This is a genomic window from Pseudomonas sp. CFBP2511, assembly GCF_030209255.1.
GTDB lineage: Bacteria > Pseudomonadota > Gammaproteobacteria > Pseudomonadales > Pseudomonadaceae > Aquipseudomonas > Aquipseudomonas avellanae.
Map to the genome: position 1 here is coordinate 31,961 of NZ_JARVSI010000033.1, position 12,652 is coordinate 44,612.

Consider the following 12,652-nt stretch of genomic DNA (forward strand, 5'->3'; position numbering starts at 1 on the left):
TAGGCCTTGGAATCCGTAGCAAAAAAAGGGCGTGTGCGGCAGGTAGATCAGTCTAGGACAAGTAAACGGAAAAAGACGACTGATCGCGCCGTTTACTTGCCCAGGGGGCTCACTCGGTCACAACTTTTTCGCTGAGCGTGTCTGCCAGACGAACGAATGCGGCCAGATCGAGCTGCTCGGGACGCAGGCTGCCGTCTACCCCGGACGCTGTGATTTCGTCGCTGCTTAGCAGCAGCTTGAGCGTATTGCGCAGGGTCTTGCGGCGCTGATTGAACGCTTCACGTACCACTCGCTCAAGCACGCGATGGTCCTTGGCAGGGTGCGGCAGCGTTTCGTAAGGCACAAGTCGCACGATGGCCGAGTCCACTTTCGGTGGCGGATTGAACGCTCCCGGTCCGACGTTGAACAGGTGTTCCACGCGGCAGTGGTACTGAACCATGATTGACAGACGGCCCCAGTCGCCACCACCAGGCCCTGCGGCCATGCGCTCGACGACTTCTTTCTGCAGCATGAAGTGCATGTCGCGAATCAGGCTGGCGTTCTGCAGCAGATGGAAAATCAGTGGAGTAGAGATGTTATACGGCAGGTTGCCGACGACACGCAGGCTGCGGGGCTCGGCACCCAGGGTGTTGAAGTCGAATTTCAGTGCATCACCCTGATGCAGGTTGAAGTTCGGCTGGCTGGCGAACTGGCTGTTGAGGATCGGAATAAGGTCCTTGTCCAGCTCCACTACGTCCAGCTGCGCGCCGCTGTTGAGCAGCCCTTCGGTCAATGCGCCCTGGCCCGGTCCGATTTCCAGCAGGCGGTCTTCAGGCTTGGCCCGGATGGCGCGCAGGATCTTGTCGATAACGCCTGCATCGTGCAGGAAGTTCTGCCCGAAACGCTTGCGCGCCCGGTGTTGGAATTGCTCGGTCATGAATGGGTCTCGGCCATCTGGTAGGCGGTTTGCAGTGCGACGCGCAGGCTGCCGGTGTCAATGTTCGCGCTGCCGGCCAGATCCAGCGCCGTGCCGTGATCGACAGAGGTGCGGATGATCGGCAGGCCGAGCGTCACATTGACTGCTGCGCCGAAACCTTTGTATTTCAGCACGGGCAAGCCCTGATCGTGGTACATCGCCAGCACTGCGTCGCAGTGCTCCAGATATTTGGGGGTAAACAGAGTGTCCGCAGGCAGCGGGCCGCGTAAATCCAGCCCTTCGCTGCGCAGACGCTCCAGAGTCGGTTCGATGATGTCGATTTCCTCTCGGCCCAGATGCCCGCTTTCGCCGGCATGAGGGTTCAGGCCGCAGACCAGAATGCGTGGGTGCGCAATGCCGAACTTGTTCACAAGGTCGGCGTGCAGAATGCGTGTCACGCGCTCCAGTCGATCCGCCGTGATGGCGTCGGCCACTTCGCGCAACGGCAGGTGAGTGGTCACCAGCGCCACGCGCAGGTCGCCAGTGGCCAGCATCATCACCACCTGTTCGGTGTGAGTCAGCTCGGCGAGGAATTCGGTGTGCCCGGAAAAGGCGATGCCGCCGTCATTGATGACACCCTTGTGCACCGGCGCGGTAATCATGCCGCTGAACAGCCCGTCCAGGCAGCCTTGCCCGGCGCGCGTCAGGGTCTGTAGAACGAAGGCGGCATTGGCCTTGTTCAGCACGCCGGTTTCTACCGGAGCAGCCAGGGGGGTGTGCCAGACGTACAGGCTGCCGGCAGGCGCGGGCTGATCGGGAAGAGTCTCGGGCGTGACGTCAAGCAGACTGACCGCCACACCCAGTTGCGCGGCCCGCTGGGTAAGCAGGTCGCGGCTGGTGATGGCGATCAGGGGGTAGGGCTGAGGCTGCGTGGCGAGCAGCAGGCAAAGGTCAGGACCAATGCCGGCCGGCTCGCCGGGTGTCAGTGCGAAACGCTTTGGTTTCACTGTGCAGCCTGGGTCGCGCCAGGGAGTTTGATTTCAACGTAGGCTTCGTCACGGATCTGACGCAGCCAGGTTTGCAGTTCTTCGTCGTACTTGCGGTTACGCAGTACGCTCAACGCCTGCTGGTCGCGGGCCTGACCGGTTGCGTCGGTGGCACGACGGCCAAGGACTTCCAGAACATGCCAGCCGTAGGCGGTCTTGAACGGTTTGGACAGTTCACCCTGCGGTGTGCTGCTCATGACGTCGCGGAACTCCGGGACCAGCGAATTGGGATCTACCCAGTTCAGATCGCCACCGTTAAGCGCAGAACCAGGATCTTCCGAGAAGCTTTTGGCCAGCGTGGCGAAGTCTTCGCCATTCTCGATACGCTCGTAGATTTTCTGCGCCAGAAGTTTGGTGGCTTCTTCGCTGCGGATTTCACTTGGTTTGATCAGGATATGACGCACATGCACTTCATCACGCATCTGTGCCTGGCCCTGACCGCCACGTTTTTCCAGCAGCTTGAGGATAATGAAACCACCGGGGGTGCGCGCCGGAGGCGTCACGTCACCAATTGGCATCGAGCTGAGCATGTCACCGAATGGCGGCGGCAGTTGAGCCGCTTTACGCCAGCCCATGTCGCCACCTTCCAGTGCGTTTTCGCTGGAAGACGTGGTGGCGGCGATCTTGGCGAAGTCCGCACCTTTCTTCAGCTGGTCATAAATGCTCTTGGCCTTGACGGCTGCGGCCTGAATTGCATCCGAAGAAGCGCTGTCAGGCGTGGCGATCAGGATGTTGGCCAGGTGAAACTCTTCAGACAACTGAGCCTTGCCCTGATCGGAGGCGAGGAAGTTCTTCACTTCCTGCTCGGACACCTGGATACGTTCGGCCACCCGGCGCTGACGCACCCGGCTGATGATCATTTCCCGGCGAACCTGCTCGCGAGCGTCTTCATAAGACAAGCCGTCATGAGCCAGCGCGGCGCGGAACTGCTCCACGCTCATGTTGTTACGCTGGGCAATGGTGCCGATCGCCTGGTTCAGCTCGTCATCGGAAACACGAATGCCGGACCGTTCGCCCATCTGCAGCTGCAGGTTTTCCAGAATCAGACGATCCAGAACCTGCGGTTGCAGATCGGCTGCAGGAGGCACGCCAGAGCCACGTTTGGCGATGGTTTGCTGAACTTCACGAACACGCTGGTCCATCTGGCTTTTCATGATCACGTCGTTGTCGACGATGGCCACGACACTGTCCAGAGGTTGAACCGCTGCATGCACTGCGCCGCTCAGGAGTAACGCGCCCAGCATCAGCGGGCGCAGACAATCAGAAAGCTTGGTCTTCACGTTCACGATAACCTTGGATGCCTTTGTCGAGGAAGCTGACTACTTTGGCGCCAGTAACACCGCCAAGCCCCTTCAACACGATTTGTAGGAATATGCCGCGGTCGCCTTTCTCGTTCTGAGGCGCTGCCTGGCTGAATTCGTCGTAGTCGATCCAGTAACGGTTGACCAGGCGCATTTTCCAGCAGCAGTTGTCGTACTCGAACCCGCCGAAAGCTTCGATGGTGCGTTCACGGTTGTAGTCATACTGCCAGCGGCTGATCAGGCTCCACTGCGGCACGATTGGCCAGATGACCGAGAAATCGTGCTGCTGAATCTTGTAGTAGTCCTTCACGTAGTTGGGATCGCCCGGACGACCGTAGTCACCACCACCCACAATCCAGCGACCTGTACTTTCGTCGTAACGAATCTGGTCATTGCGATAGCGATAGCCGAAGTTGACGATCTTGTTGGGTTCGGCTTCAGGCTGATAATGGAACATTGCGCTGCCCGAACGGGTGCTCTTGCTGTCCGGATCCCAGTTGAAATCGGAGTTGAAGCGCCAGTCGCGGTTGAAGCGGTACTCGTATTCCAGTGCGTACGGCGAAACGTTTGCCTTGGCATCGTCGCGATCTGCGAATGAAACGCCCGGCAGCTGTACTTTACGGTCGGAGAAGTATATGGCCTGACCTATGGCGAAGCGTTGGCGTTCAAAGCCGTTGTCTTCGATCCAGCGGTTGGTGATGCCCAGCGACAGCTTGTTCTCGTCACCGATACGGTCAGAGCCGGTGAAACGGTTGTCGCGGAACAGCGACGAGTAGCTGAACGTGCTCTCGCTGGTATCGAATGCCGGAATGTCCGTCTGATCTTTCTCTGGCACATAGAGATAGAACAGGCGAGGTTCTAGCGTCTGGCGATAATCCTTGCCGAACCAGTTGGTGTTGCGGTCGAAGTACAGACCGCTGTCCACGCTGAAAATCGGCACGCTGCGGTTTACGCTGCTGTCGAATGTCCCGCCCGAAGCCGCCAGTTGACTTTTGCCTGTACCGTCCAGGCTCAGGTCGTACTGGGTATAGACATACTTGACCTTGGGTGTCAGGAAGCCATAGGACCAGTTCATCGGCAGGCTGACGGACGGTGCAAGGTTCAGACGATCGCCGTTGGCACGGTCCAGCCCGCTGATGTTGTTGTCCAGGCGACTTTCAAAGTTGCCGTTTTCATCAACAAATGTGCCGGTGCGCAAATCACGATCAAAGCGAACAGCTTCGGTCTGATAATCGAACTTCAAGCCTTCCGGGTTGTACGGCAAGGTGCCATTCAAGGTCAGCTGTGGCAGACGGTTGTAAGGCGTAACGTTCGCAACAGTCGCCAGCTTGTAAGCCTGAGCGTTGAACACTGCCGAGTAGCTGTCGCCGCGGTAGGTCAAAGAGCCCTGCTGGTTGAGGAAGTCAGTTCTTTTGACGCCGATCTGATCGGTTTCCAGGTCCTGGAAGTAATACGGATCGCTGATGTCGGTGTAATCAACCTGGGTCAGCCAGCGTGTATCCAGGCCGCCCTTGTGGTGCCAGTTGATCATCCAGCGGGTCTTGTCGTAATCGGACTGCAGCTTGCGGTCGTCATTCTCGTCGTTCAGGTACGCGCCGCCGAACTGACCTTCGCTGCCTTTGGTCAGATAGCGGAACTCGCCTTCCATCAGCAAGCCACGATCAGCCATGTAGCGCGGGTACAACGTGGCGTCGTAGTTCGGCGCCAGGTTGAAGTAGTACGGGGTGACGAGCGTGAAACCGTTATCGCCGCCTGCCGCAATGGTCGGCGGCAGGAAGCCGGACTGGCGACGGTCGTCGATCGGGAAGTAGATATACGGCGTGTAAAGGACCGGAATGTCCTTGACCCGCAGGGTAACGTTGGTCGCTGTGCCGAAACCGGTGGCCGGGTTCAGCGTGATGTTGTTGCCTTTGAGCGTCCAGGCGTTGCTGTTCGGTTCGCACGTGGTGTACGTGCCGTCCTTGAGCCGGATGATCGCGTTTTCTGCACGTTTGGCGTACAGGGCGTTACCGCGAATGTTCGACTTGTGCAGGACGTACTCGGCGTTGTCGACACGGGCTTCACCGGTGTCGAGTTGCAGTTCGGCCTTGTCACCGACGATCAGCGCACCGTTGTCGCGCAGACGGACATCGCCGTTCAGCTCGCCACGGTTCTCGGCCTGATGCAGTGCGGCCTCCTGGGCCTGCACCTGCATGCTGCCTTGGCGCAGTACCACATCGCCAGCCAGCGTCGCGACCTGCGCTTCCTGCTCGTAACGCGAAGCCTTGGCTCCCACGAACATTGGCGCGTCTTTCATCGGCGTCTTGTCGTCCATGCCAGGACGAATCGGCTCGACGTAAGCACCCGAGCAATACGGGCCAGTCTCGGCCAGTTGCGCTGCGGTGAGCTTTTCGCGAGGAACCCAATCGAGGTGGCTGTAGTCAGCACTACGCGACTTCAAGCCTTTGCCCTTGGCTTCGGTAACCAGTTGCGGACCCGCAACCTGCTCACCCGAAGAGGTGCTTTCGGACGTCACCGTACCGTTGGAACTGACCGACGCTGTGCTGTGCACGGGGCGTGGAGGCAGCTCTACAGCAGCGGCAGTGGATTTCGGCGCACAGTTCCAGGCACCCGAAGCAGAGACTGAGCAGTCATACTGTTCCGCGGCGACCACGAACTGAGTGGCCAGAGGTTGCATCGCCAGCAGACTGCCGGTTACGAGCAACGGAAATTTTTTACGAAACGCGGGGGATTTCAATGCCATCTTATTAGTCCGGGCTTCCTGCGCGCCATCTGCCCGCGGGGGGGCCGCACGCCTCTCGATGGGCTGAAAAAGATTCCGGATAATAAAGCATGACCCGCTTGACGGCTAGCGCCGTCGGAGACCCTTGTAATGTCAGATCAAGATATACGCCTGCAATCGCTGAAAGTTTGGCTCGATGAGCAGTTGCCAGCGCTGTTTGCGGCGCAAAATTGGGGCGCTGTGCCCCCGGCCACGTTGACTGCGGCCAGCAGTGACGCAAGTTTTCGTCGTTATTTTCGCTGGGAGGGTGGGGCCCGAACTTTTATTGTCATGGACGCCCCTCCACCGCAGGAAAACTGCAAACCGTTTGTGGATATCGCTCATTTATTGGAAAAGTCGGGCATTAATGTTCCAAAAATTTATGCCGAAGACCTGACGCAAGGCTTTTTGCTGCTCAACGATCTGGGCCGTCAGACCTATCTGGATGTGATTGACGCAGACAACGCCGATGGGTTGTTTGCCGAAGCGATCGAGGCGCTGCTGGCTTTCCAGCAATTGCCGATGGACGCGCCGCTGCCCAGCTATGACGAAGCCTTGCTGCGCCGTGAGCTGGAGCTGTTCCCTGAGTGGTACGTGAAGCGCCATCTGGGTGTCGAGATGGACGAGGCGCAACTGGCCGACTGGCAGCAGGTCAGCCAGTTGCTGATCAACAGCGCCCTGGCACAACCCAAAGTGCTGGTGCACCGCGACTACATGCCCCGCAACCTGATGATCAGCGAACCCAACCCCGGCGTTCTGGATTTTCAGGACGCTGTGTACGGGCCGGTCACCTACGACGTGACGTGCCTGTTCAAGGACGCATTTTTGAGCTGGCCGCAAGAGCGCGTCAGCGACTGGCTCAGGACTTACTGGGATCAGGCGCGTACGCTGGGTATCCCGGTGCAGGAAGATTTTTCAGCTTTCGAGCGCGCCAGTGACCTGATGGGCGTACAGCGTCATCTGAAGGTGATCGGGATTTTCGCGCGGATCTGTCATCGCGACGGCAAGCCCCGCTATCTGGCAGATGTCCCGCGCTTTTTTGCCTACATAGAAGCGGTGTTGTCGAAGCGCCCGGAGCTGGCCCAATTCGGTCAATTGCTGACCAGTTTGCAGCAGCCGGCAGAAACAGCTGTCTGAGGGGCTGGCCGTTGTGAAAAGCGGACGCTTTTAAAGACTGCCAGGTTGAATGAGAGATTGATTGTTTGAAGAGGACTGCATGAAAGCGATGATTCTCGCCGCCGGCAAAGGCGAGCGAATGCGCCCGTTGACCCTGCATACACCCAAGCCGCTGGTGCGTGCGGGCGGCATTCCGTTGATCGAGTACCACCTGAACGCCTTACGTGCAGCAGGGTTTCACCAATTGGTGATCAACCATGCGTGGCTGGGCCAGCAGATCGAGGATTACCTGGGGGACGGTCAGCGTTTCGACCTGAGCATCCGCTATTCCGCCGAAGGTCAGCCGCTGGAAACCGGCGGCGGTATCCAGCGGGCGTTGCCACTGCTGGGCACCGAGCCTTTTGTGGTGGTCAACGGTGACGTCTGGACCGATTACGATTTCGGCGCATTGCGCATGCCGCTTGCCGGCCTGGCGCATCTGGTGCTGATCGACAACCCCGCACACCACCCCACCGGCGATTTTTCGCTGGTCGACGGCCAGGTGCGCGATGACGATTCGGCTGGCCTGCGCCTGACCTACAGCGGCATCGCCATCCTGCATCCGCAACTGTTTGCCGACTGCGAGCCTGGTGCCTTCAAGCTTGCGCCGTTGTTGCGCGAGGCCATGCATCAAGGGCTGGTAACGGGTGAGCACTTCAAAGGGCGCTGGGTCGATGTCGGCACCCATGAACGCCTGGCAGAAGTCGAGCAGTCGCTTGCGGAGACGCGCTGAATGCTCTGGCCCGGCACACTGATTGGCGCTGGCGTAGGTTATGCGATCGCCAGTATTCCGGGCGCCATGCTCGGGGCGCTACTGGGGCAGGCGCTGGATCGGCGGCTCAAGCTGCAGAGCTGGGCGCACCTGCGCGAACGTCTCGGCGGGCGGGCAGCGATACCTGAGGACGAGCTGTTGTTCGTGCTGCTGGGTCGTCTGGCCAAGAGTGACGGGCGGGTTGTGGCCAGTCATATCCAGCAGGCACGTGCCGAGATGCGCCGCATCAATCTGAAAGAAGCCGACCAGTTGCGCGCTATCAATGCGTTCAAGCGTGGCCGTGATGGCGCCGACGGCCTGCGTAGTTACCTGCGTGGCTTGCAGGGGCAGTCGGACATTGCCGAGGATATGTTACGTGCCTGCTGGCGCATGGCCTGGGCGGATGGCAAGGCTTCGCGGGTCAAGCGCGAACTGATCGGGGTGTGGGGCATGTGGCTGGGCTGGTCGCAACAGCAGGTTGAAGCGCTGGCGGCCGATCATGACCCCATGAAGCGTGCGCCCCTCAGCAGCGGCGATGACTACAAGGGGGCGATGGCCTTGCTGGGGATAAAACCGGACACCGACCCGTTAAGCATCAAGCGCGCTTATCGGCGGCTGCTCAGTCGGCATCACCCGGACAAGATTGCAGGCTCGGGTGCCAACGCGCAGCAAGTGCGGGTGGCGACCGAGAAAACCAGCGAGTTGCACAATGCCTATCGGGTGGTGAAGGCGCGCCGCGGCTTTGCATGACTGACTGCGCGCCGGCCCACATGCCGGCGCTTATTTTTCCTCTTTAGCCTCTACCCAGCCACGAATGCGGCGAAACATCTGTTCCTGTTCAGTTTCTTCATTGCCTACGATGTTGATCAGCCCGACCTGCGTGAAACCTGGCCCTTTGGCGCGCTTGCTGGCCTGCAAACGTGCTTTGGCTGCCTGGTCCTCCGGGTTCTTGTAAATGAAGTCGGCAGTCTTGATTTTCAGGCCGGGCACCATCGCCAGCAGTGACGGCGCCGCATCGACGGGCTCACGGGCAGCGACCATGACCAGTTTCTGCACGGCAGGCGAGGGGCGTTCATTGAGGAACCTGGCCGCCCAATACGCGCCGCTGCTATGGCCGAGCAACACAATGTTGCGCGCCTTGTTCTGTTGCGCAAAGCTGATCGCACTTTCAATTCGCGCAAAAATCAGCTCGGCCTGGGCCTTGTTGCGCTCTTCGTCGGCGGCTGCCTTTGCGGTTGCAACTGCCGCCAGAGCCTCAGCTTCAGCAGCAGGGTCTGGCGCTTTTGCGGCGGCGTCCTTTGGCGTTTCTTCACGTTTGGCTGCGTTCGCATCGCCCGCAGCGGCATCGGGTTCGCGGGGCAGCAGTGTGTTGTCCTGCGCATCCGGCAGGGTGATGCTCAGGCTGGACCAGCCGACATCAGGAAACTTGCGGCGCAGCGGGCCAACGGTGTCTGGCCAGTCCGGAGACTCGGCGTCGCCCGGCAGGATGATGACCGCGCCTTGCGGCGCGTCAGTGTTTGCCGGCTTCCAGAGCGCGAGAAAACTTTCGTCTCCGGCCTGCAGTTGCTGCTGATCCTCGCGAGGCAACTGACGTTCCAGCGCTATGGCGTCTTCCTGTGAGCGGCTGAGCAGCGGTGCCCGTTCGACAGGTGCCTGGGCAGCGGCATCCTTGGCCGGCGCCGGGTCGGCTGCCAGCGCGGGCAGGGCGCTAGGGAGCATCAATGACAGAAACAGTGCGGGAAACGTTGCGCGAAAGGTGTAGGACATCGGATATTCCAAGCCGGAAACTGTACCGGCAGCCTAATGGGTTGATCGGTTTTTGTCAGTCCTGAGCCTGAATGGCACATGGCTGCCATGCAAACACACGAGAGCGACACAGTGATCATTCGTCTTCTGCGCACCGGTTTTATCGGCTGCATGGCTTTGCTCTTGATGGTTCACATGGCGAATACACAGGCCGATGAGCCGCAATCGCCCGCGCTTGCGCAACTGAGCCCGGCACAGCGTGGCTGGCTCGATCAGCATGGGCCGTTGCGGGTTGGTCTGGTGCTGCGTGCGCCTTACGCCCAGTTCGATCAGCGTTTGCAGCAACTGTCCGGCGCTAACGTCGACCTTATGAACGCGCTGGCGGCAACGCTGCCTGTCGAGTTGCTGTGGCGAAACTTTGTCGATCAGGCCTCACTGGAAAAAGCTCTGAGCAACGGAGAAATCGACGTCGCCCCCGGCTTGATGCAGACCCCGGCGGGTTTGCGTCTGTGGTTGTTTTCCGATCCGTATCTGCGCGTATCGCAACTGTTGATCGGTGAACGTGACGGCAGCACCGCCGTGGACCTGGAAAAACTCGACAGCCTTTCCAGGGTCGCGGTGCGTATGCCAAGCGCTACTGCCGATTACCTGCGCAGCAATTTTCCGCACCTGAACCTGCAAGGGGTGCCGCTGGAGCGTCAGGCGCTGCAATTGCTGCTCAGCCAGCAGGCACGCTATGCCGTGGTGGATGAAGCACAACTCAGTCGCTTGCTGCGTGAGCCGGAGTTTGCCGGGCTGGCGGTGGTCGGCGATACCGGCCTGCCACAACTGTTGCGTGTGGCGTCACGCCGCGACGCGCCAGAGCTGGCGGCGATCGTCAGCGAAGCCTTGCGGGCGGTTCCTGCCAAGGAGCTGGAGCAACTGCATGCGCGCTGGATGCCGCTGACCCCGTCGCACTTCAGTGAATCGACGAAGCTCTGGAAAAACCTGTGCATTTTACTGTTGGTGATGCTGCTGGCCTGTTTCGCCATCGTGATCTGGCAGCGCCGTCAGCAGCAGGCGCTGGAGCAGGAACTGCTGGCCGGGCGTGAACATCTGGCCCGTCGCGTTGCAAGCGAAGAGGCGCTGCGACTGGCACAATTCTCCATTGATCAGAGCACCGTCGGTATTCTCTGGGTCAATTGGGACAGTCGCGTGCGCTATGCCAACCGGGCGGCTGAGTCCATGCTGGGCTATGCGCCGGGGCAAGTGGTCGAGCGTCCGCTGATCGACTTCGAGCCCGACCTGCACATGGACCGCTGGCTTAATCTGTGGAAGAACGCACGCTCCAGTGAGGACAGTGCGCAGGTGTTCGAAACCCACTGCCTGCGCGCCGATGGCAGTCTTCTGCCTGCCGATGTCTCGCTGAGCTTCCTGCGTTTTCGTGACGCGGAATACCTGGTGGTGTTTCTCAGTGATGTCAGCGAACGACGCCGCGCTCACGATCAGTTGCGTGAACTGTCGGCGCACCTGGAAAGCGTGCGTGAAGAAGAGAAGGCGCGTATTGCCAGGGAAGTTCATGACGAGCTGGGTCAGATGCTGACCGTCTTGAAGCTGGAAACATCCATGTGCGAGCTGGCGTATGCCGATCTTGACCCAGGCTTGAGCGAACGTCTGGACAGCATGAAGCGCCTTATTTCTCAATTGTTTCAACTGGTGCGAGACGTCGCCACTGCATTGCGGCCACCGATTCTCGACGCTGGCATCGCTTCCGCTATCGAGTGGCAGGCGCGCCGTTTCGAGGCGCGTACGCAGATTCCTTGTCTGGTGCAGGTGCCGGACAACCTCCCGGCGCTTAGTGATGCCAGGGCCACGGGCATGTTCCGGATTCTTCAGGAGGCGCTGACCAACGTCATGCGCCACGCTCAGGCGCACACGGTGGAGATCAGCCTGACGCTGCAAGACGGCATGATGTGCATGACCGTCGCCGATGACGGCCAGGGTTTTGTCGTCGAGTCGGGCAGGGCGGTTTCATTCGGTCTGGTCGGGATGCGCGAGCGGGTGTTGATGCTGGGCGGCAGACTGGAACTGGACAGCGAGGCCGGTGAAGGCACAACCTTGCGCGCCTACATTCCGTTGGACCCCACCGCACAGGAGCGAAGCCAGTGATTCGTGTTTTGGTAGCCGAAGACCACACCATCGTGCGTGAAGGGATCAAGCAGTTGATTGGTCTGGCCAGAGACCTGCAAGTGGTCGGTGAGGCCAGCAACGGCGAGCAGTTGCTCGAGACCCTGCGCCATGTGGCCTGCGAAGTGGTGTTGCTGGATATTTCCATGCCCGGCGTGAATGGCCTTGAGGCGATTCCGCGGATTCGCGCACTGACCCATCCGCCTGCGATTCTGGTGTTGTCGATGCACAACGAGGCGCAGATGGCTGCACGCGCCTTGAAAGTCGGTGCAGCCGGCTACGCGACCAAGGACAGCGACCCGGCGCTGCTGCTGACGGCGATTCGTCGGGTTGCGGCGGGCGGGCGTTACATCGACCCGGACCTGGCCGACCGCATGGTCTTTGAAGTAGGTCTCACCGATAGCCGGCCGTTGCACTCATTGCTGTCTGAGCGCGAGTTCTCGGTGTTCGAGCGCCTGGCGCAGGGCGCCAACGTCAATGATATTGCCCAGCAACTGGCCCTGAGCAGCAAGACCATCAGCACCCACAAAGCGCGGCTGATGCAGAAAATGAAACTCAACTCACTGGCCGATCTCGTCAAATACGCGATGGAGCACAAACTGCTCTGAGTCTGAAAACGACACACTGCTCACCACTATCGTGCGGCGCTTCGCGTCGGCATGCTGTTCTGGACGCTCCGCGTCTTCTTTGTGTGACGCAGAGCGTCACGCACTGCATTCCCACGCTGGAGCGTGCGGAACGATAACCTCAACCACGACCACTATCGTGCGGCGCTCCGCGTCGGCATGCTGTTCTGGACGCTGCGCGTCTTCTTTTGTGACGCAGAGCGTC

Annotated in this window: 10 protein-coding genes; 5 read left to right on the forward strand and 5 right to left on the reverse strand. The window is 60.0% G+C overall.

Going from position 1 to position 12,652, the window contains the following annotated elements; all coding sequences use genetic code 11:
• Nucleotides 1–109 precede the first annotated feature (109 nt).
• From rsmA to QRN38_RS25865, 4 genes are read right to left on the reverse strand one after another with little or no spacing between them, the layout of a single operon-like run.
• Complete coding sequence (gene rsmA, locus QRN38_RS25850; RefSeq protein ID WP_010217365.1) at nucleotides 110–916, reverse strand: 16S rRNA (adenine(1518)-N(6)/adenine(1519)-N(6))-dimethyltransferase RsmA; 807 nt, start codon at nucleotides 914–916, stop codon at nucleotides 110–112.
• Complete coding sequence (pdxA, locus tag QRN38_RS25855; RefSeq protein WP_011103187.1) at nucleotides 913–1,902, reverse strand: 4-hydroxythreonine-4-phosphate dehydrogenase PdxA; 990 nt, start codon at nucleotides 1,900–1,902, stop codon at nucleotides 913–915. The genes rsmA and pdxA overlap by 4 nt, the downstream gene beginning before the upstream one ends.
• A complete protein-coding gene (locus tag QRN38_RS25860; protein ID WP_010217367.1) occupies nucleotides 1,899–3,221 on the reverse strand; it encodes a peptidylprolyl isomerase in 1,323 nt (440 codons plus the stop codon). The genes pdxA and QRN38_RS25860 overlap by 4 nt, the downstream gene beginning before the upstream one ends.
• On the reverse strand, nucleotides 3,202–5,985 hold the full coding sequence (locus QRN38_RS25865; RefSeq protein ID WP_057418002.1) for an LPS-assembly protein LptD: 2,784 nt from the start codon (nucleotides 5,983–5,985) through the stop codon (nucleotides 3,202–3,204). The genes QRN38_RS25860 and QRN38_RS25865 overlap by 20 nt, the downstream gene beginning before the upstream one ends.
• A 129-nt stretch (nucleotides 5,986–6,114) precedes the next feature.
• On the opposite strand from QRN38_RS25865, the gene QRN38_RS25870 reads away from it, so the two are divergent.
• From QRN38_RS25870 to QRN38_RS25880, 3 genes are all read left to right on the forward strand, one after another.
• On the forward strand, nucleotides 6,115–7,140 hold the full coding sequence (locus tag QRN38_RS25870; RefSeq protein WP_285362785.1) for an aminoglycoside phosphotransferase family protein: 1,026 nt from the start codon (nucleotides 6,115–6,117) through the stop codon (nucleotides 7,138–7,140).
• A 79-nt stretch (nucleotides 7,141–7,219) separates the two neighbouring features.
• Nucleotides 7,220–7,891, forward strand: coding sequence for an N-acetylmuramate alpha-1-phosphate uridylyltransferase MurU (gene murU / locus QRN38_RS25875; RefSeq protein ID WP_007244441.1), 672 nt, complete (start codon nucleotides 7,220–7,222; stop codon nucleotides 7,889–7,891).
• Entirely contained in the window at nucleotides 7,892–8,659 is a 768-nt protein-coding gene (locus QRN38_RS25880) for a TerB family tellurite resistance protein (protein ID WP_054089814.1), read from the forward strand.
• A gap of 30 nt (nucleotides 8,660–8,689) precedes the next feature.
• Here the strand turns inward: QRN38_RS25880 and QRN38_RS25885 are convergent, their stop codons facing one another.
• Nucleotides 8,690–9,676 (reverse strand): alpha/beta hydrolase family protein, encoded by a 987-nt coding sequence (locus tag QRN38_RS25885; protein ID WP_057418000.1) that lies wholly within the window; start codon nucleotides 9,674–9,676, stop codon nucleotides 8,690–8,692.
• A 78-nt stretch (nucleotides 9,677–9,754) separates the two neighbouring features.
• On the opposite strand from QRN38_RS25885, the gene QRN38_RS25890 reads away from it, so the two are divergent.
• Together QRN38_RS25890 and QRN38_RS25895 are read left to right on the forward strand one after the other, a co-directional pair.
• On the forward strand, nucleotides 9,755–11,803 hold the full coding sequence (locus QRN38_RS25890; RefSeq protein WP_010209112.1) for a sensor histidine kinase: 2,049 nt from the start codon (nucleotides 9,755–9,757) through the stop codon (nucleotides 11,801–11,803).
• Nucleotides 11,800–12,429, forward strand: a complete 630-nt coding sequence (locus tag QRN38_RS25895) for a response regulator (RefSeq protein ID WP_005768051.1) — start codon at nucleotides 11,800–11,802, stop codon at nucleotides 12,427–12,429. Before QRN38_RS25890 ends, QRN38_RS25895 begins: the two co-directional genes overlap by 4 nt.
• Nucleotides 12,430–12,652: the final 223 nt, after the last annotated feature.